The organism is Streptomyces sp. Root1310, assembly GCF_001426425.1.
Classification (GTDB): domain Bacteria; phylum Actinomycetota; class Actinomycetes; order Streptomycetales; family Streptomycetaceae; genus Streptomyces.
The window spans coordinates 768,225-787,452 of record NZ_LMEQ01000030.1 but is presented as its reverse complement, the minus strand read 5'-3'; the positions used below and the strand labels follow the sequence as shown (position 1 = coordinate 787,452).

The 19,228-nt window shown below is 69.0% G+C and carries 14 protein-coding genes and 4 pseudogenes; 10 read left to right on the top strand and 8 right to left on the bottom strand.

Annotation, left to right across the window (positions count from 1 at the left end; all coding sequences use genetic code 11):
* Positions 1-345: 345 nt before the first annotated feature.
* From ASD48_RS30695 to ASD48_RS45765, 3 genes and pseudogenes are all read right to left on the bottom strand, one after another.
* Positions 346-2,016 carry an FAD-dependent monooxygenase gene (locus tag ASD48_RS30695; protein WP_057605000.1) on the bottom strand — a complete coding sequence of 557 codons (1,671 nt, stop codon included), beginning with the start codon at positions 2,014-2,016 and terminating at the stop codon, positions 346-348.
* Between the two features lie 524 nt (positions 2,017-2,540).
* Positions 2,541-3,081 (bottom strand): annotated as a pseudogene (locus tag ASD48_RS44930) (transposase); the annotation flags it as partial.
* Between the two features lie 308 nt (positions 3,082-3,389).
* A pseudogene (locus tag ASD48_RS45765) lies at positions 3,390-3,613 on the bottom strand (alpha/beta fold hydrolase); the annotation flags it as partial.
* Positions 3,614-3,849: 236 nt separating this feature from the next.
* Here ASD48_RS45765 and ASD48_RS30680 point away from each other — a divergent pair.
* Both ASD48_RS30680 and ASD48_RS30675 read left to right on the top strand, forming a co-directional pair.
* Entirely contained in the window at positions 3,850-4,437 is a 588-nt protein-coding gene (locus ASD48_RS30680) for an ALF repeat-containing protein (protein WP_057604998.1), read from the top strand.
* Positions 4,438-4,664: 227 nt separating this feature from the next.
* Entirely contained in the window at positions 4,665-5,441 is a 777-nt protein-coding gene (locus tag ASD48_RS30675) for a hypothetical protein (protein WP_057604997.1), read from the top strand.
* 960 nt (positions 5,442-6,401) lie between these two features.
* Here ASD48_RS30675 and ASD48_RS30670 read toward each other — a convergent pair.
* Positions 6,402-7,298: an aminoglycoside phosphotransferase family protein gene (locus ASD48_RS30670; RefSeq protein WP_057604996.1), complete on the bottom strand. Its 897-nt coding sequence runs from the start codon at positions 7,296-7,298 to the stop codon at positions 6,402-6,404.
* A gap of 384 nt (positions 7,299-7,682) precedes the next feature.
* Here ASD48_RS30670 and ASD48_RS42715 point away from each other — a divergent pair.
* Positions 7,683-8,132 (top strand): annotated as a pseudogene (locus ASD48_RS42715) (IS5/IS1182 family transposase); the annotation flags it as partial.
* A 123-nt stretch (positions 8,133-8,255) separates the two neighbouring features.
* Positions 8,256-8,777 (top strand): DUF2716 domain-containing protein, encoded by a 522-nt coding sequence (locus ASD48_RS30665; RefSeq protein ID WP_057604995.1) that lies wholly within the window; start codon positions 8,256-8,258, stop codon positions 8,775-8,777.
* 800 nt (positions 8,778-9,577) lie between these two features.
* Here ASD48_RS30665 and ASD48_RS30655 read toward each other — a convergent pair.
* Both ASD48_RS30655 and ASD48_RS30650 read right to left on the bottom strand, forming a co-directional pair.
* Entirely contained in the window at positions 9,578-9,973 is a 396-nt protein-coding gene (locus ASD48_RS30655; protein ID WP_057604993.1) for a contact-dependent growth inhibition system immunity protein, read from the bottom strand.
* A gap of 129 nt (positions 9,974-10,102) precedes the next feature.
* Entirely contained in the window at positions 10,103-10,645 is a 543-nt protein-coding gene (locus ASD48_RS30650; protein WP_079074069.1) for a GNAT family N-acetyltransferase, read from the bottom strand.
* A 510-nt stretch (positions 10,646-11,155) separates the two neighbouring features.
* On the opposite strand from ASD48_RS30650, the gene ASD48_RS30645 reads away from it, so the two are divergent.
* The 3 genes from ASD48_RS30645 to ASD48_RS45755 are packed head-to-tail and all read left to right on the top strand — an operon-like array spanning position 11,156 to position 12,632.
* The gene (locus ASD48_RS30645; protein ID WP_057604992.1) at positions 11,156-11,518 is read left to right on the top strand and encodes a metalloregulator ArsR/SmtB family transcription factor; all 363 of its coding nucleotides are present in this window, start codon (positions 11,156-11,158) and stop codon (positions 11,516-11,518) included.
* Positions 11,515-12,081 carry an SRPBCC family protein gene (locus tag ASD48_RS45760; protein ID WP_057604991.1) on the top strand — a complete coding sequence of 189 codons (567 nt, stop codon included), beginning with the start codon at positions 11,515-11,517 and terminating at the stop codon, positions 12,079-12,081. Before ASD48_RS30645 ends, ASD48_RS45760 begins: the two co-directional genes overlap by 4 nt.
* A 59-nt stretch (positions 12,082-12,140) precedes the next feature.
* Complete coding sequence (locus tag ASD48_RS45755) at positions 12,141-12,632, top strand: TIGR03086 family metal-binding protein (RefSeq protein WP_242432777.1); 492 nt, start codon at positions 12,141-12,143, stop codon at positions 12,630-12,632.
* Positions 12,633-13,174: 542 nt separating this feature from the next.
* On the opposite strand, the pseudogene ASD48_RS30630 reads toward ASD48_RS45755, so the two are convergent.
* Positions 13,175-13,621, bottom strand: a pseudogene (locus tag ASD48_RS30630) (hypothetical protein); the annotation flags it as partial.
* Positions 13,622-14,106: 485 nt separating this feature from the next.
* Here ASD48_RS30630 and ASD48_RS30625 point away from each other — a divergent pair.
* Both ASD48_RS30625 and ASD48_RS30620 read left to right on the top strand, forming a co-directional pair.
* A complete protein-coding gene (locus ASD48_RS30625) occupies positions 14,107-14,703 on the top strand; it encodes an SRPBCC family protein (RefSeq protein WP_107104440.1) in 597 nt (198 codons plus the stop codon).
* 36 nt (positions 14,704-14,739) lie between these two features.
* Positions 14,740-17,052, top strand: a complete 2,313-nt coding sequence (locus ASD48_RS30620) for an FdhF/YdeP family oxidoreductase (protein WP_057604988.1) — start codon at positions 14,740-14,742, stop codon at positions 17,050-17,052.
* Between the two features lie 375 nt (positions 17,053-17,427).
* Here ASD48_RS30620 and ASD48_RS30610 read toward each other — a convergent pair whose 3' ends face one another.
* Positions 17,428-18,051: a TetR/AcrR family transcriptional regulator gene (locus tag ASD48_RS30610; protein ID WP_057604986.1), complete on the bottom strand. Its 624-nt coding sequence runs from the start codon at positions 18,049-18,051 to the stop codon at positions 17,428-17,430.
* A gap of 140 nt (positions 18,052-18,191) precedes the next feature.
* Here ASD48_RS30610 and ASD48_RS30605 point away from each other — a divergent pair, with 140 nt between their 5' ends.
* Positions 18,192-19,187 (top strand): NADP-dependent oxidoreductase, encoded by a 996-nt coding sequence (locus tag ASD48_RS30605; protein ID WP_057604985.1) that lies wholly within the window; start codon positions 18,192-18,194, stop codon positions 19,185-19,187.
* Positions 19,188-19,228 lie beyond the last annotated feature (41 nt).

The following is a 19,228-nucleotide window of genomic DNA, read 5'->3' as shown; positions in this document are numbered from 1 at the left end:
CCACTAACCCCACCACCCGGCACACCCCCCACACCAGCCCACACACACCCGACAAGCTGACCCCCAGCACCCGGCCCGTCAGCTGGCCCGCACCTCCCCCGACCAACCCCCCACACCGGCCCGCCCGCCCCGGCCAGGCGACCCCACCGGTCAGCCCCCCCGCCCTCGGCGCACCGGAGTACCGCCCCCGCGCCCCCGGCCTGCCGGCCACACCGCCGCAACCGGCACCTCCCGCCAGCCGGCCGTGCCGGCCTGCACCTCCCTCGCCAGGCCACCTTCGCCAGCCGGCCCATCCCGGCAGCCGACCCCACCGGGTAGGCCGCCCGGCCCGCGCGCCCCACCCGGTCAGCCGACCACACCGACCGGCACCTCCCCCACCCGCACCGGCGCACCGAAATACTCCTCCAGCACGCCGGCCGGCCCCTCCCGCCCCTCCCGGCCGGAGGCCCAAGCGACATAACCGTCCGGCCGCACCAGCAGCGCATCACGCTCCAGCCCCGGCACCGCGTCGCAATGCACCACCCGCACCAAACCCGCCCACCCCCGCGCCTGCTCCTCGAACCCGCCGCCCGCGTCTCCCTGCCCGAACAGCAGCAGCAGCGGCCCGCCCCCGGCCAGCAACGCGATCACATCCGTAGGCCCCTCACGCGTCACCAGCGCCACATTCGGCAAAAACCTCCCCTCCCAATACACCGGAGAACGCCCGCACGACGGCAGCACCGTGTCCTGCGCGCTCACCATCGACGCCAGCACACCCGCCTCCCCGCCCCCCGCCAGCAACTCATCGAACAACGCCCGCAACGGCTCCAGCTCCGGACCGGGCCGCATCAATGCCACCTGCGCCCGCGTATGGTCGATCACCCGCTGCGCAGCCGGCCGCCGCTCCTGGTCATACGTGTCCAGCAGCCCCGCACCCGCCCACCCCCGCACCGCGAACGCCAGCTTCCACCCCAGATCCACCGCATCCAGCAACCCCGTACTCAACCCCTGCCCCCCCACAGGGAAATGCACATGCGCCGCATCCCCCACCAAGAACAACCGCCCCCGCCGGTAAGAAGAAGCCACCCGCGAAAAATCACTGAACCGGCTCAGCCACCGCCCCTCCCCGATCGCCACCTCACGCCCCACGATCCACGACACCTCACGCCGCAGCTCCTCCACAGTCGGCGCCACTCGCCATTGCGCACACGGCCCCGCACCATTGACCGTCCGCAACCGCACCCAGCCCCCCTCCGCCTCCTTCACCACCAACCACCCCCGCTCCGTACGATGCCACCCCGTCACCAAGGATCCCCCCACCTCCAACCGCACGTCACCCGCCAACGCCGACACCGACGCCGGATACACCCGCGACGCAAAACCCCCCTGCTCCCGCACCACACTGCGCGCCCCATCCGCCCCCACCACAAACAACCCCCGACACACCACCGACCCGAACGCCCCCCGCGCCGTCACCACCACCCCACCCCGCCACTGCCGCACCCCGACCACCCGACACCCCCGCAACACCCGTACACCCAACCCCCGGGCCCGCGCCTCAAAATGACGCTCCAACACCTCCTGCTCACACTTCAACACCGCCACCGGTTCCCCACCCGGCGCCGATACCACGAGCCCCGGAATCCCCGCAAAATGAAACACCACCCCACCATCCACACCCGAACCGGAACCTGAACCAACACCCGCACCAGAACCCAAGCCAAGACCCGAACGGGAAACAGACCTGGGCCCCGACCGGGAGACAGAGCCGTGGCCCGACCCGGGAACCGAGCCGGGGCCGGAAAAACGGCCGCCCCTCACACCCGCCAACCCCTCCAGATGACCACGCCGCACCAGACACTGCACCGCACGCGCATGCACCGTCGTCGCCCTCGGCCGCTCCGACACCACGACCTCCGACTCCACCACCACCACACGCACCCCCCACCCCGCCAACTCACACGCCACCACCAACCCCACCGGCCCGCCCCCCACGACCACCACATCCGCCTCAACCACACCCGACACACCCGCCATCGCCGGCCTCCCCCGCCAACAACCACACGGACAAAACAAACAAAAACCCCGGCCCATGACACAGACCCGGCCCCTCCCCTAACGGAACAACTCCCTCCCCCTAAAAGCGAGTTGACGCGCCCGGAGCCGGGCACCCGCCTGACCGACCAGAAATATACCGGTTATGCGGTTCTTTGCAAGAGACCCACAACCCACCCCCGCCTCCAGCTCGACTTATTCTCGGGGGTGTTCGTGATCGCCCGCCCGTCGGCGAAGGGTGCGCTTTCTCCGAACGCGACGGATCGTCCGCACCATCGGCAGCCGCTGTCGTCGGAATCCCCGCGAGCGCTTGGTGAAGCTGGGGCTATTCTCTCCAACAGCCGTTCCAGGCGGGGGAAGCTCACCGCCGAACGTCTCGCCGCACTCGCGGCCCTCGGACTGGACTGGACTGGGCGCGGGCGTGAGTTGTGTGACCGCCCCACGGAAAGCGAGCCAGAACCGGAAGTGGTGAACAACCGCTGCCCAGAAAGGGCTTACTGATCGTTTCAGAATGAAGTTCGGGGTCGTCTCAAGCAGATGATGTGCAGGCGAGTTGGAGCAGGCTGAGGTGGATGCAGGCGCGTATCTCGTAGCGGATCGTAGCCGCTCAGGCGAAGGTCCGCTCGACGACCCAGCAGGTGTGGCCCAGGCCAGCCGTGGGTGGTGCCCTTGCGGGCGATCTTCGGTGTGACGCCGCGGGTCCGCAGGAGGCGGCGGTACTTGTCGTAGTCATAGCCGCGGTCGGCGAACAGTCGGCCCGGCCGGTGCCTCGGGTGCCCGCGGAGCCCGCGGAGCCCGCGGAGCCCGCGGATGTGGGTATCGCATCCAGCAAGGGCATCAACTGAGTGACGTCGTGCCGGTTTCCGCTGGTCAGCGAGATGGCGAGGGGAGTGCCGTGGCGGTCGGTGATCAGGTGGTGCTTGCTGCCCGGGCGCGCGCGGTCGACCGGCGAAGGTCTGATGTGAGCCCCCTTTTGAGGGCCCGGACGTGGGAGCCGTCGATGGCCGCGTCGTTCATGTCCAGCAAGCCCGCGGTCCGCAGTGGGGCGGCGGGGGACGGGACGGACAGGGCGCCGGCGCCGAGCGTGATGGCGAGGACGGTGTGGACGGCCGCCAAGACATGGGTCGTGCGGGACGTTGCATGAACACGAGGTGGTGTGGCGCCGCTTCCCGAGACCGGCGCTCTCACCGGAAGGTTGTACGGGTGACGGGCAGTACAGCGCGTGCACGCCGACAACGACCGCAGCGGTCTATCGGCCGCTGACCGTCAGTCAACTCACCGCTGAGCAACGGAAGGCACCGTCTACATCCCACCCACCGGCGGTGCAGGTCACGCGCTGGTGCGTGACCCCCGACTGCGGCCAGGGAGACATCCTGCGGATGACGCTCGCTCGCGCTGTGCCCCCGCTGATCGACCGCGACGACCCGATACCGGCAATCAGCCGCGAGGCCACCACCTCCCACTCACCCGCATGACCGGCCAAGCCTTGCAGCAGCACGACCAGCTGCCCCAGTCCGCCCCGGTCCCGGCAGACAAGCCGAACCCCGTCGCGCACCACCACACGCTCGGACCACACCACGACCGCCCCCAGGAATCGTCTCGCCCCGATCATGCCCCGACAGCCACGAGCCGCACTCAAGGCCGCCCTTCTCGAAGGCGCGTCGCCATGAAACACCGGCCACGTCCGCGGCCACGGTGCCCTGCGACCGCAGCCGGGCAACTGCCACTGTCAGACCCACGTGGCAGCATCACCGAAGTGAACGCCCTGAGGCGTCCTCAACTCACCTCCATAGCACACGAAAAGGAGCATTCCCCTTGCGACTGCATCGCGTAGCGCCCGGCATTGCCGCGGGCATCCTCGCCCCGGCCCTCCTGCTCGCCACCCCGTCCTTCGCCGCCACAGCAGCACCGACCGCGGTGACGGTGACCCAGGTGTCCTCGTCCGCGGACGAGCCGGACGCCGACGACCTGAGGGTGGCCATAGTCCGGATCCTCGCCGACCCGGACAGCGGCCGGCGTGTGACACGAGAAGCCAACGCCCTCCTGGACGCCAACGACCCCGAGGCGATGCGCGCCTGGCTGGAGACCGGCTATCGGATAGCCCAGGCCGAGGACGACCACGTCGCCATCACGCGCCTGCTGGCCGACCCCGACAGCGGCCGGCGCGTCATCGCCGAGGTCAACGCCCTCCTGGACGCCAACGACCCCGAGGCGATGCGCGCCTGGCTGGAGACCGGCTATCGGATAGCCCAGGCCGAGGACGACCGCGTCGCCATCGCCCGCATCCTCGCCGACCCGTCCATCAGCCCGGCCCTGCGCGCGGCAGCCAACGCCGCCCTCGACGACAACACACCCGAAGCACTGCGTCACTTCCTGGAAGTCGGCAGGTACCAGGTCGCCTGACCGGCACGGCGCCGCACCACAGCGCGTCGCCCGGGTAGCACCCCCTGCCGCACGCCCGGTCGCCGGAACGCCGAGAATCCGGACGGGGCCGCCTGCACCACTGTGTGCCGGCGGCCCCGCCCGGCAGGCCCTGCGCCGGCTCGACGCCCTCCGCAGAACTCTGTGGTCTCGCCGCCCGGTGCGGCATGGGCCACTCACACCTCCGACAGCAGAAAGCACATTCTTCGATGACCACACAACTCCTGTGCACCGAGCGCAGCGGTCCGCAGACCGCTTCCGTCGTGACCGACCTGCCGTTCAAGCCTCAGCTCGTCAAAGCGGTGTTCAGGGACGTGACCTCCTTGCACGTCTCCCGGCCGGCCGCGTGGGCCGCCGCGTCGGTGACGCGGACCGTACTGACGGAGATCATCGACGGCGCGAGAAGCGCGGCGGCCGAAGAGGCCAGGACGAGACTGATTCCCAAGGACCTCATCTCGGCGATCGACCGGAACATCGAGGTGGAGGTGGGATCGGCGTGGTACCTGCACAGCCCGACCTTCCACGGCCTGATGGGCGAGGTACGCAACGCCGACGGTGCGCTCGTGTCTCTTCGTGAGCGCCGCGGGGCGCGTACACCAAGTGGTGTGGCCGGCGCCCACCGGTTCGAGGCCGGGGTGAAAAGGCTGCTGGGGAGCCGGCAGGTGAGGGCCGTCCCGGCGATGGTCCGCGACCTGGACGGAATCGCGAGCGTGTTCCTGACGGCCCTGGCCCGGGACGCGGCCAAGGTAGTCCGCGAGGGCGGGGTCAAGCGGTTCGGGACGGTCAGCCTGGTGGTGCCGGGCGAGCCGGCCCCGGCCCCACTGCTCAAGGACCCCCTCCTCGCCCTGTCCACCCGCCGCGGGGACGGGCGCACTGTTGGCGGGGACGACGTCCTGGCCGCCGTCACGATGCAGCTGTTCGGCGATCTCAGACAACGCGCCCTCACCGAGGCAGCCGAGATGACACGGAACACGTCGGCCAACTGACCGGGCCCGCCCCTGCGCTCTGCCCACGGCGCACGGTTCCCACGTGTGCGCGGCTCCCGGAATCTGCCGCCCGCATTCGGCTCCGGTCGGCTCGCGAGAACGGGCTCGGCGCATGGGCGACTGCCGGCCGCAGGCATCCCACGGGGAAGACCTCCCTTCCACTCAGGGTTAGGAGTTGCTAGTGCGGTCTGCGGTCTGCGGTCTGCGGTCTGCGGTCTGCGGGGCGAGCATCGGCAGCGATGCCAGAGTGCGAGTGTCATCACCGAGGTCACCAAGGCAATCCTCGACGCGGAGAACGGCGCCTGGCCGCGTGACGCCAGCCGGATCTGGGTATTCCCCACCGAGATCCCCGAGGGCCCCCTGGGGCAAGATCAGGCCGCTCGCGACGATCCTCGCCCGACTCAGCGCGCGGCACCAAGCAGGCCCGTACGCTGGCGCGTGAGCGGATCGCTGCCAGCAGAGCTGACGTCCCCGTCACCCTATGGGTGACGGCGGTCAACTGGCCAGGAGAACCCTCTTCCGCAGGAGAGAAAAGCCAGCTCGGACTCGGGGCCGGCAACAAACAGTGCAACGGTTGTTGGAGGAGACGAATCAGCGGGATGCGTCAGAACAGGGTGTCCTGGTCCGGCTTCTCATGAGGCAGCGACCCGACATCCTCGCCCCTCCACTTCGCCTCCAAGTGCTTGCGCCAGCCCGGCGGCGGCGGCCAGGGAACCCCCCACTCCGCAAGCTGCTTTCTCGTCCAGCCTCCGTCGGGTGTCTGCGCTGCGGCCACCTCGTCTGGGGAGGGCACAAAGTCGACCATGAGGCGATACTGCCCTACACGACCATGGGATCGCATCTCCCAAGGGCCATGAGTTCGGCAGGCCGGAGAACTCTGCTGCCCCTCACGCTCTCGGCCCGCCAGGATGACGGGGCGCTCCGGGTGCCGGTCGAAGAGTAGGTTCAAGGAAGCGTGCATCAAACGCGCTTCAGAACACGATCAAGCGCCGCCCGGCCTGCAGGTCCCCAGTGCGGTTTGCCGCCGGGAAGGCCCCGATCTCCGTTCCGCCCCATGAGCATCAGGAACAGGCTCTTCATAGCAGCCAGCCCGCGGGCGCGCCGGATCGCCGCCTCGTCTGCTTGCGCGTACATGTCGAAGAACCGTGAGGCCGTGCCCGCGGGCAGCAGCACCCAAGCGGCGGCGAGGTCCCACGCCGGATCGCCGGCGAACATAGCACCGAAGTCGACGATGCCCGAGAGCGTTCCGTCCGAGACGACGACGTTCGCGGGATGGAGGTCGCCGTGCACCCACACCGGCGGGCCCTCCCACGCCTGGGCCGCAACGGCGTCGTCCCATACAGCCCGGAGGTCGACAGCGACGTCGTCGGGGCCAACGGCCTGGAAAAAGTTCTCGAAGCCGTCCGTGCAGTCCTTGGGATGGGCACCGAAGTCCGTAGAGATCGGCGCCTCGGCGGGCGCCTCCACATGGAGCGCCCGGAGGAAGCCCGCCAGCGTGTCGGCCGCGTGGGCGCCGCGGCTGATCCCGCCGTGGTCCAGCGGCTCGCCGGGAACCCACGTCATCACGGTCCAGTGCTTGGGGAAGCGCTCGGACGGATCGCCGAACCGCACCGGGAGCGGCACCGGGAGCGGCAAGCGCGGGGCCAGCACCGGTAGCCACCGCCGCTCCTTCAGCTGGAGCTCCGGAGTGGGGTCCATGCGCTGCATGCGCACAGCCAGCTCGTCCCCGAGGCGCCACATTTGGTTGCCCCAGCCGCCCGCCACCTCCCGGATGGCCAGCCCTGCAAGGTCTGGATGCTGCTCTTGCAGCAGGTCGCGGACCAGCTCTGCGGTGATCTCGATCTCGGCGTCGGTCATGCGAAGTCACGGTACCGAGGCGGCAGGCGGAGCGGCCTCACTCTCCGGAACAGTTGCTGTGATCCCACTGGCGGCATCACCAATTCGGTTTCAGAGAGCTGCAGATCAGAGGGAGCTACAGATCAGAGGGAGCTACAGATCAGAGACGTTGGGACGGAACAGCCCCAAAGTTCAGAGAGGGCCTCAACGTCAGCCTCGCTGGCGCCGAAGCCAAGCTCGCCCAGATCGACGACCGCTCTGTCCTCGGCGTGCCCGACCTCAGCCGGATCGCCGGTTCCGAACGACCACGAACAGGACACCGGCATCGACCGAGCTGCGGGGTGATCGATCCCGTTGATCACCTGCCAGTGATCACGCCACCGCCCACGCCGTGGCGTCAAGTGGGTGTCTGCGCGGTGTTGTCCAGGCAAGTTGATCACCGCGTTGCGGCGCGAGGGTGCGGATCCCGTCCGCAAGGGCCGGCCGCGGAGTCTGCCGCTGGAGGACCGGGTTCAGCCAGGTATAGGCGGACCAGCTGATGTTGCGGCAGCTGGCACCGCTGTTCGGGGTGTCCAGGTCAACCGCTGACCGCACTATCGACCACTTCGGTCCGCCGCTTGCGCTCCAGCAGCGCAAGCGATTCCGCAGGGACGCCGTGCTAAGCGTGGATGGCACCCTGGTCCCCTCCCGCGATCGCACCGTCGCCGCGCAGTCGAAGACTGCAAGGCGGGGGAACTGTCCGGTGCCGAGGATGCCTTCGGGAAGACCTCGGTGATCGCGGACGGCGGTTTCCGGGGTACCGGCCTGGTCATCCCGCACCGCCCCGAGAAGGGCCAGACCGAACTTCCCGACTGGACCCACGAGTGGCTGTGACCCATGACTCTTGCGTGTCAGGGATCTGCGAACTTGGTTCCATCCGCGTTTCCGTGAGTGATCTTCTCAGCGGCCACCACTCAGGTGGATCACTAGGATCGCGCCATGATGGACGATCCTGTGGCGGTGCTGTCGGAGGCGGAGTACGGTCGCGTATGGAACCGCTTCTACGAGGTTTTCGACTTCCGGCCGAGTACAAGTACGTCGAAGTGGCCGGCCATCAAGGAACCCTGCGCATCGGTGACCTGGAATCTTTCGGTACTCGATGACGATCCGTGTGACGAGCGCCTGGACCGCTTGGTCGCGGTGGTCGAGCAGGGGTTGACCTCCTGCGCCGGCCCGGCAGGCACACTGCTTGCCCTCGATTGGCAGCACACGTCCTATCGCTTCGCACCGCAGAGAGTCGGCAGTCCTGGGCAACCGGCCTGGCCGCTGAGTCCGTATCCCGACGGGGACTATCTCATCTTCCTCGCGGAAGACTTCCGCTTCGGCAGCTTCGGGCACCCTTGGGAAGGGTCTCTCTGCTTGTTCGGTGAGGAGCTCCTCCACGCCGTGTCCACGGAAGTCGACAGGGTTCTCGGCCCGCCAATCCGCAAGGCAGGCAGGGCAAACAGGGCAGTGAGCTAACTCCGACCGCGTTCTGCCGTGCCTGTCACCTGGAGCGGTGGTCGACCTCTGCGTGAGTGGTGTTGGGAGCGAGTGTCCGTCGGATCTGACGGATGAACAGTGGGTGTTGGTGGAGTCGTTGCGGCCGATCGTGGACGCGATCTTCTACGTGGTGACGTCCTGCGCGGCCGGGTCCGTAAAGCCGACGGCCGAAAGGCACAGCCGATCGCAGGGCTGATCGACTCGCAGTCTGTCCGCACCGCCGACACCGTCCCGGCGTCCACCAGGGGCTTCGGCGGGGGCAAGAAAATCAAGGGCCGCGAGAGGTACCTGGTCACCGAGACCCTCGGCCTGCTCGTCGCGTCCATGTTGTCGCGGCCAGCGTCCAGGATCGAGATGGCGCGAAGCAGCCGCTGCTGTGGACTCGACCATCCGCAAATCCGGAAGACTGGGCGGACCAAGGCTTCGCTGGGCGCCTGGTCGACCGGACCACCCAGGTCCTCGGCCGTGAGCTGGGGATCGTCCGCAAAGACCCTGGCCGGCGCGGCTTCCAGGTCCAGCCCAAGCGCTGGGAGATCGAGCGCACCTTCTCATGGCTCACCGCCCACCGCCGCCTCGCCCGGGACTACGAAACCAGCCCGGCGCGTTCCGAAACCATGATCCGCTGGGCAATGATCGGCCTCATGGTCCGCCGGCTCGCCCGCGGCCGACCGGCGACACGGCAGGGCACGCTCCCGCTCCTGCTCCCGCTCCCGCTCCCGCGAGAAGTTCCGTAGATACGCCGGTCTGCCCATCCATGGGCGACATCCCGCGTCAGTGCACTACGGCGTCATGAACCCCTCAACCTTCTGTTGCAGATCAGGTGGTGGGTCGCTCAACGCCGAGACGATCGCGCGAAGCTCTCGGTCAAGTTCGGGAGACTCGATCCAGACCGCTGGGTTTCTGGTGAGGACCGCGGACAGCAGATCACCTTCGTACATGTCTCCCCCTGCCATCGGGTTGTCCCGCAGTACCTTCAGGGCCAGCGGCAGGAGGTAGGGCAGTCCTATGTCCTGCCCGATCAACAGACGCATGTCCTCGACTGCCAGCTCACCGATCGGCCGACGCCGCAAGGCGTGTGCAGCAGCGACAAGGCGGGTGGCGTCCGCCGGAGGAGCTGGCCAGCGGTCGCGTTCAAGCTCTTCAAGGGAGCGGTCACAGTTCGGGGATCGCGTCACCGCCCGATTGTGTCCTACGACGAGAGGTCTGGAGCTGTGGATGATCTCGGTTCATGGGGCGGGGAGATCTCACGGATGAACAGTGCGCGGTGTCTTTGACGAGCCCGGCTACCGTCCTCGTAGCCGCCGTCAACGAGTGCTGGTGACGTACTGGTCCGACGACAACTCGAACACCCGGACTCGCCGACCGCCGGAGGGACTGACGGTCTCACGGACCGGACGCATCCCCAGTTTGGTCATGATCCGTTCGGAGGCGTCGTTGCCCACTTGAGCGATGCTGACGATCCGCTCCAGCCCTCGCTCTTCGAACCCGAAACGCACAGCTGCCGCAGCGGCCTCGGTGGCCAAGCCCTGCCCCCAGTAGGAACGTCCCAGCCGCCAGCCGACCTCAACCGCCGGCAGTACCTCCGGCAGGAAGCCGGGTACCGAAAGGCCGGTGAACCCGGCCAGCTCGCCACTGGACCTGATCTCCACAGCGAACAGGCCGAACCCCTGTGACTCCCACTCGCTCTCCCATGCCTGGATCCCGCCGCGAGTCTGCTGCTCGTCACGGACGCTGCCGTCACGGATCCACCGCATGACCTCCGGGTCGGCATTGATGGCAGCCATGGGCGCAACGTCGTCCTCGCGCCAGCGACGCAGAATCAATCGGGGAGTCTCGAGCGTGACCATCCGATCATTCTGGATCACGAACCGGGCTCTCCACCATCTCACCAGGCATTTTCGATCCGCGCCCTATGACTCTTGGCCGCCCGACGGCGCTGCGGGCCGACGGATGCGACCGTCTTGAGTCGTGCCAGGCGGCGTGCCCCTCCCCGGAACGCAGGTCAACCCCGGCAATCGGCACGCCGCTCCACCTCGGCGGGACGATCGATTGCGTCCACGGCCACGCACCAGCACCACAGCACCAGGGCGGCCGCCCGCTCGCCTCCGGCACCTGCCGACGCATCGAGCGTCCTGAGACTGACCCGACACGCATCGCGGAGATGCCCAACGGGCGGCCGGTCGAAGGGGGTCGGCGTGCGATGCCGGCCCTCGGCGGCCTTCGCCGATGTGATCGACGTGGGACATGCAGGGCCTGATCGGCAGAGCGCTCCGCGCTTACTCAACCGATTGGTTGACAAAGCGGCGGACCCGGTCGTACGGTTATTCAACCGAAGGGTTGAACATGGGAGGTGGGGAGTGGTCGACGACCGGCTGTCCCGGGTGTTCTCCGCGCTGGCCGACCCGACCCGGCGCGACATCGTCGCGAGGCTGGCCGGCGGCGACGCCACGGTGAACGAACTGGCCGCGCCCTACGACGTGACCGTCCAGGCCGTGTCGAAGCACATCAAGGTCCTGGAGGATGCCGGCCTCGTCAGCCGCACCAGGGACGCCCAGCGGCGGCCCTGCCACCTCGAAGGCGAGGTGTTCGACCTGATGACGAAGTGGATCGAGCGGTACCGCCGTGAGGCGGAGGACCGCTTCCGTCGACTCGACGCCGTGCTCGAACAGATGGAGGAACGGCCCGCGCGGGACAACATGTCCGAGGAGGAAGCATCATGAGCACCACAGGGGCCCACGGCCGGCTCGAGACGAGGATCGAGGCCGACCCGGCACTGCCGATCATTGTCATCACCCGGGAGTTCAACGCCCCGCGGGATCGTGTGTTCACGGCCTATACCGACCCCGACCTCCTCGTCCGGTGGCTCGGCCCGCGCAGGCTCACCATGCGGATCGACGAGTACGACGCGCGCAGCGGCGGCGCGTACCGCTACGTGCATCTCGAGGACGACGGCACCGAGTACGGCTTCCGCGGTGTGTTCCACGAGGTGCGCCCTCAGGAACGCATCGTGCAGACCTTCGCCTACGACGGTTTCCCGGACAGCGTCAGCCTGGAGAAGGCAGTCTTCGAGGACCTCGGCGGCCGGACCCGCGTCACCACGACGTCGGTCATGGAGTCCGTCGAGGCCCGCGACGCGCTCATCAAGAGTGGCATGCAGGACGGCGTCCGCCAGGGCTACGAGCGGCTGGACGAACTGCTCGCGGGCCGTGAGGACGTCGAGAGCAACCACAGCACCGGCTCCGCCGAGGAGCTTCGGACCGACGGGAAGGGCCTGAATCCATGACGAGCGCAGCCGATGAACACCGAATCGTCGCAGGAGCCTTCACGGAGCGCGTGCGCGGCGTGAGCCCGGCGGCATGGGACAACCCGGCGCCGTGCGAAGGATGGGTCGCCCGGGACGTGGTGCGCCATCTCGTCGAATGGTTCCCAGCCTTCCTGAAGTCCGGGGCCGGCGTCGAACTTCCCCAGGGGCCCTCGGTCGACGACGATCCGGTCGCGGCCTGGACGGTCCACTGCGACGGGGTGCAGTCGTTGCTCGACGACCCGGTCACCACGGGCAAGGTCCTGTCGAACCCTCACATCGGCGAGATTCCGCTCCACCAGGCGGTCGACCGCTTCTACACGGCCGACGTCTTCATGCACACCTGGGACCTGGCGCGGGCCAGCGGCCAGGAGGAGACCCTCGACCCCGTCAGGTGTGCCCGGCTGCTCGACGGAATGCTGCCGCTCGACGACGTGCTCCGCGCAAGCGGGCAGTACGGACCGAGGGTCGAGATTCCCGAGAGCGCCGACGTCCAGACGCGCCTGCTCGCCTTCATCGGGCGCACACCCTGAGACCCTGAGCTATGCGCCCGGGACCGCCGAATCGCGTTCATCTGGCGTGGTGACTCGGCAGTTCGATGACCATGAACCGGGCTGAAGGCACTGACGCACGAAGAGACGAGGCGTGAGCGCGCTACCGACGTTCGAGTCACGACGGCGAGCAGAGCCCACCCGAACGGCAGCGCGACGGCCGTGGCGGCGAGCGCGCCGGTGATGGCCGTGACCGGCAGCGTATTAACGCCCAGCCAGATGCCGCGCGCCGTGCCCGTGCGCCGTCGCACGGCCCAATCAGTCCCGCCGCTCCCCCGCCCCCACCCACGCTTCGCCGCCATGCAGCGGACTCCGCGCCGGGAGCGGGCCGGTGGGCGATGCCGTCGTCATGAGCGAAGTACTCGCCCTAAGCGCCTACCGGTGACCGGTGGCGGAAGGCCGGAGTCTTCGACCGGCTGCACCGGGTTGTGCTTTGCGAAGCTGAAGGCGGCCAGGGCGGCCGACGCCGATGCGGGGTACTGACACCTGCTCCCGGACGGGCTCGAGTTGGGGCCGTCTCCGACTCAGGTCACCACCTGGTCCCCGTCGTCGTCCTGGAGCATCCGGCGGCGTTCCTGTTGCCGCTTGGAGTAGGCGGCTGCCCGGATCGCCTCGTCGCTCTCCAGGCCTGATCCCAGCGCGCCGCCCACCGTGGCGACCGGCGCCACGAACCAGGACAACGTCCAGTACTCCGCGGCGCGAAGCGGGATTCCTGTCGTGGACGCGAACACGTGGCCGTTGAGGCTGAACAGGGCCCACACCCAGTTGATGACGATCAAACCCACGTAGCAGACGAGCACCCCGATACCCACCGTCAGGACCGTCGAGGCGTTGTAGAGCCTCGCCCTCTGCCTCGCCTCCCGCGAGGCCTCGGCTGATCGATGCCACAGCCGCGCGTCCACGATCAGCCAACCGATCATGAGCGCGACAGACCCGACCGTGGCGATCACGAGGCGCGGCGCGCTCAGGGACTCAGGTCGCCGCGTCTGGATGCCTACCAGCGGCTGCTCAACGGGTGGGCGGCGAAATAGCCCGCCCCCGGTGCAGCCCCGGCACTCTCGGTTGCCGCAACGGCGCCGGCGGCGTCTGCTGAAACGTGCCGCGTCCGGGGTGGACCCGACAGCCACGAAGCCTTCAGCCGGTATCTCGCGTTCCGGACCGCGCAGTCCTGATCTTTGTGGAGCCTCAGATGCCGCGGCGCTAGGTCCACACAAGCCCCGTCGGCCGCCTGCCGGGGTGCGGCGAGTGGCGGGTGGCCGGGGCCAGGGGTGAAGCTGGAGGTGGCCGCCGGGCGCCGGGAGAAGCCCGGCGGACGTGCCCTCGGGCCCGTGCACAGGGGGTCGCGGGTGCGGTCGGGTGACTCGAAGCCCGAGAGCGGGGAACCGGAAGTGGTGCCCTGACCCACCAGGGGAGGCCGAACGTCCGGATGCCCGGCTTCCTCACCGGAAGAAGGACCATGATGGCGCACGAAGAGGACGACGGGCACACCGGCGGCGACGGCGTCACACGCCGCCGTCCGCTGCGCGAGCGGCACGTCGAGGAGACGGTCGAGGTCGCGGTGCCGGTCCGTACGGCCTACAACCAGTGGACGCAGTTCAAGACGTTCCCGCGTTTCTCGGCCGTGGTGCTCAACGTCGAGCAGGTCAGGCCCACCGTCACCGCGTGGACCATCGGCTACGGCCCTGTGCGCCACCGTTTCCCGGTCGAGATCGTGGAACAGGACCCCGACGCCTACCTGGCCTGGCGGGGCTTGGAGCAGCATCCCACCCATGAGGGCGAGGTCGAGTTCCGGCCCACGGAGTCCGGGGGCACCGCGATCACCGTGCGGATGCTCCTGCGGCCGCACGGCGCCGTGAAGGTCCTCACCAACTCCCCCAGGGTCACGGAGCTGGCCGCCCGGCTGGTGCGCGCAGAACTTGTCAGCTTCAAGCACTTCATCGAAGGGCTCGGCCAGGAGGGCGGCGCCTGGCGCGGCACCATCCGCAACGGCCGTGTCCAGCACGACACTCCGGAACCGCCCAGGAGCCGTGTCGCCCGGTGGCCCGTCGGCTGACCTGCCCGCCCGACACGGCAAGAGAAAGGCCAAGCGATGCAGAACCCGCCCGGTGAGGAGCCGGAGACCTCCCTCTCCGTGACACCGCCGAAGAAGTGGGCGGCCGGGGTCCCCGCCGTCGTGCACGCGCTGGAGTACTCCCTGGAGCAGACCTCCCCGCGCAAGACCGGGGTCGACCTGCTCACCATGAACCAGGTGGGCGGGATCGACTGCCCCGGCTGCGCGTGGGCGGACCCCGCCCCGGGCCGGCGCCACCGCAACGAGTACTGCGAGAACGGCGCCAAGCACATCAACGACGAGGCCACCACGCGCCGGATCACCGCCGACTTCTTCCGCGAGCACAGCGTGTCCGACCTGGCCGCCCGTTCCGACATGTGGCTCAACCAGCAGGGCCGGCTCACCGAGCCGATGATCAAACGGCCCGGATCGGACCACTACGAGCCCATCGGCTGGAAAGACGCCCTGGGCGTCCTCGCGCAGGAACTCAAAGGGCTGGACTCGCCCGACGAGGCGGTCTTCTACACCTCCGGCCGGGCCAGCAACGAAGCCGCCTTCGTCTTCCAGCTCTTCGCCCGCGCCCTGGGCACCAACAACCTGCCCGACTGCAGCAACATGTGCCACGAGTCCAGCGGCTTCGCCCTGAACGAGACCCTCGGCGTCGGCAAGGGCACCGTGAGCCTGGACGACCTCCACCACGCGGGCCTGATCTTCCTGGTGGGGCAGAACCCCGGCAGCAACCACCCGCGCCAGCTCTCCGCCCTGGAGGAGGCCAAGCGCAACGGCGGCCGCATCGTGGCGGTCAACCCGCTGCCGGAGGCGGGGCTGCGGCGCTTCAAGAACCCGCAGAAGCCGCGCGGGGTCGTGGGGCGGGGTACCCAGATCGCCGACCGTTTCCTGCACATCAAGCCCGGCGGGGACCTCGCCCTGTTCCAGGCACTGAACCGGCTGCTGCTGGAGGCGGAGGCCGCGCGCCCCGGCACCGTCCTGGACCACGACTTCATCGACGCCCACACCTCCGGCTTCGAGGAGTTCGCCCGGCACGCCCGCACCGTCGACTGGGACGACGTGCGCGCGGCGACGGGACTGACCCGCGAGGAGATCGAGAAGGTCCGCGACGAGGTCCTCGCCAGCGAACGCGTCGTCGTGTGCTGGGCGATGGGCATCACCCAACACAAGCACGGCGTGCCCACCGTCCGGGAGATCGTCAACTTCCTGATGCTGCGCGGCAACCTGGGACGTGCCGGTACGGGCGTCTGCCCGGTGCGCGGCCACAGCAACGTCCAGGGCGACCGCACCATGGGCATCTGGGAGCAGATGCCGGACAGCTTCCTGGACGCCCTGCGAGAGGAGTTCGACTTCGACCCGCCGCGCCCGCACGGCCTGGACTCGGTGAACTCGATCAAGGCGATGCTGGAGGGCCGCGTCAAGGTCTTCCTCGCCTTGGCCGGGAACTTCGTGCGCGCAGCGCCCGACAGCGAGGTCACCGAGAAGGCGATGCGTACGTGCCGGCTGACCGCCCACATCTCCACCAAGCTCAACCGCTCGCACACCGTCTGCGGCGACACCGCCCTGATCCTGCCGACGCTGGGGCGCACCGAGCGTGACGTCCAGGCCGACGGCGAGCAGTTCGTCACCGTCGAGAACTCCATGAGCGAGGTGCACACCTCCCGGGGACGGATCGAACCGGCCTCGCGCATGCTGCTCAGCGAGGTCGCCATCCTGTGCCGGCTCGCCCGGCTCAGCGTCGACGGCACGGGGGACATCCCCTGGGCGAGGTTCGAGGGCGACTACAACACCATCCGCGACAGCGTCTCCCGGATCGTGCCGGGCTTCCACGACTTCAACGCCCGGGTGGCCCGCCCGGGAGGCTTCCAGCTGCCCAACCCGGTCAACGAGGGCGTGTTCCGGACCGAGACCGGCAAGGCCCGCTTCACCTGCAACGAGCCGGTGGTCCCCCTGGCCCCCGAGGGCCATCTGCTGCTGCAGACCCTGCGCTCGCACGACCAGTGGAACACCGTCCCGTACACCAACAACGACCGCTACCGGGGCATCCATGGCAGCCGCCACGTCGTCCTGGTCAACCCGGCCGACCTGTCCGCGCTCGGCCTCGCCCAGGGCGACCGGGTGGACCTGGTGAGCGTCTGGGAGGACGGCACCGAGCGCCGGGCCGAGAACTTCGAGGTCGTGTCCTACCCGGTGGCCAAGGGGTCGGCCGCCGCCTACTACCCGGAGACGAACGTCCTGGTGCCGCTCGACAGCGTCGCCGACATGAGCAACCAGCCCACCTCCAAGGGCATCGTCGTCCGCCTGGAACCCACGGGCGACCGGTCCCGGCCGGCACCCGTCTGACCGGGACCGGGACCGGCGACGTCGTGCCCCGGCGGGGCCCGCGCCCGGGTGGAGATGCGCGGGCCGCGCAGGCCGGCCATGACCCGGGTGGCGAAGGGCGCGGAGAGCGCCGGACGGCCCTGGGCGGCGCAGGCCGAGCAGGGCATGCTCTTCCGGCTCTTCCGGCAGTCGCTGGTCGGGGGGCCCGGCACGTTCGAGGACAGTGGCGACGGCGGTTTTGGCCCGCGAGCTGCGCGACCAGGTGAAGGTGGGATGCAGTCGAAGGATCTCGCCGAGGGCACCGTCCTGCAGAACGCACGATAGGACTGCGGTGAAGCCGGGCTCGCTACGGCCGTTCTCCGTCCACCGGTCACCTGGCCCGCCGCGAGCGAGTGGTCATGCCGCACCGTGCTGGGGCATCAGGGTGGCGTGGATCTGGTCGCGGATGTCGGCGAGGACGGCTTCGTCGCTGCGGTGCAGGTACAGAGTGGCGGTGGTGCTGATGTGGATGATCGCGGTGATCACCCGTGCCAGCGTCGCCGCGTCGGCGGCATCGATGCACTCGTTGCGCGTGAGCAGGCCGGTGATGCCGTCCTCGAGGCGGCCGGCGAGGGCCAGACCCGCTTGCCGGTAGGGCTCGGCCGGGTCGCCGAAGACGAGTTCGTGCAGGTATGTGCGGCCGTTCTCGGTGTGCTCCCTCAGACACTCCACGACGGGACGGATGAGAGCGATGACCTGCTCCAGTACGCCCTGTCCGACGGCGGCGTTGGCGGCGGCGAGGCCGGAATCGATGGCGGCGGCGAACTCCTCGTTCTGCAGCATGATCAGCAACTCGGCCTTCGTGGACGCGTACAGGTAAAGAGTGCCGATCGCGACGTCAGCCCGGTGTGCGATCCGCTGTGTCGTGACCCCGCTGACGCCGTGTGCGGCGAACAGTTCGCGGGCTGCGGTCATGATGCGCTCGCGCTTGTCCTGTTTGGCCCGCTCGCGGCGCCCGATCGGCATGTGGCCGCGTCCCATGGGGCCTCCCTTGACAATAATTCTGAGCGTACTCATAATTGAGTGTACTCGGATTGAGGCGGGATCCCGGAAGTCACGCCGAATTGGCTGATCTAGCCGCAAAACTCGATAAACAGGATGAAGACAAGGAGTGGCGCCCCATGCGAGCGTTCGTCGTCACCAAGTACAAGGAGCCGCTGCAGGAGGCGGACGTCCCCGAACCCACCGTGGGGGAGCACGACGTGCTTGTGCGGGTGGAGGCCGCCGGGCTGAACCCGCTGGATGAGAAGATCCGCGCCGGCGAGTTCAAGCAGATCCTGCCCTACAAGCTGCCACTGATCTTGGGCAACGACGTCGCGGGCACCGTCATCGGTGTCGGGACGGCGGTTCGCGGCTTCAAGCCCGGAGACGAGGTCTACGCCAGGCCCGACCAGAACCGCATCGGCACCTTCGCCGAACGCATCGCCGTCGCGGAGGGCGACCTGGCGCTCAAACCCGCCTCGATCAGCATGGAAGAGGCGGGCTCGCTGCCGCTGGCGGCGCTCACGGCCTGGCAGGCGCTGATAGAGCGCGGGAAGGTGCGGGCCGGGCAGAAGGTTCTCATCCACGCCGGGGCCGGCGGGGTCGGTTCGATCGCGATCCAGCTCGCCGCGCACCTCGGTGCGAGCGTCGCCACGACCGCCAGCGGTTCCAACGCGGACTTCGTGCGCGCGCTCGGCGCGGACACGGTGATCGATTACCGCACCCAGGACTTCGAGCAGCTCCTGGCCGGCTACGACCTGGTGCTGGACAGCATCGGTGGGGATACTCTCGAGAAGTCCCTGCGGGTGCTCAAGCCCGGCGGCAAGGCCATCGGGATCGCCGGTCCCCCGGACGCCGCGTTCGCCCGCGAGGCCGGCCTGAACCCGCTGCTGCGCCTGGCGGTCGCAGGCATGAGCGGCAAGATCCGCAGGCAGGCCAAGAAGCTCGGCGTGACGTACGAGTTCCTGTTCATGCGCGCCAGCGGCGACCAGCTCCGCCAGATCACCACTCTCATCGACCAGGGCGCGGTGCGCCCGGTCGTGGGAAAGGTGGTCGGCTTCGACGAGACCCCGCAGGCGCTGCAGTCCCTGTCCCAGGGTGGCATCCGCGGCAAGGCCGTCATCGCCAACAGCTGACCCGCCGCAACCGCGACGGACGACACGAAACACACACCGAC

Coding starts and splice junctions, on each gene's coding strand:
- ASD48_RS30695 (WP_057605000.1), bottom strand. CDS start 2,016: ATGGCGGGTGTGTCGGGTGTGGTTGAGGCGGATGTGGTGGTCGTGGGG.
- ASD48_RS30675 (WP_057604997.1), top strand. CDS start 4,665: ATGACCACACAACTCCTGTGCACCGAGCGCAGCGGTCCGCAGACCGCT.
- ASD48_RS30670 (WP_057604996.1), bottom strand. CDS start 7,298: ATGACCGACGCCGAGATCGAGATCACCGCAGAGCTGGTCCGCGACCTG.
- ASD48_RS30665 (WP_057604995.1), top strand. CDS start 8,256: ATGATGGACGATCCTGTGGCGGTGCTGTCGGAGGCGGAGTACGGTCGC.
- ASD48_RS30650 (WP_079074069.1), bottom strand. CDS start 10,645: ATGGTCACGCTCGAGACTCCCCGATTGATTCTGCGTCGCTGGCGCGAG.
- ASD48_RS45760 (WP_057604991.1), top strand. CDS start 11,515: ATGAGCACCACAGGGGCCCACGGCCGGCTCGAGACGAGGATCGAGGCC.
- ASD48_RS30625 (WP_107104440.1), top strand. CDS start 14,107: ATGATGGCGCACGAAGAGGACGACGGGCACACCGGCGGCGACGGCGTC.
- ASD48_RS30620 (WP_057604988.1), top strand. CDS start 14,740: ATGCAGAACCCGCCCGGTGAGGAGCCGGAGACCTCCCTCTCCGTGACA.
- ASD48_RS30610 (WP_057604986.1), bottom strand. CDS start 18,051: ATGGGACGCGGCCACATGCCGATCGGGCGCCGCGAGCGGGCCAAACAG.
- ASD48_RS30605 (WP_057604985.1), top strand. CDS start 18,192: ATGCGAGCGTTCGTCGTCACCAAGTACAAGGAGCCGCTGCAGGAGGCG.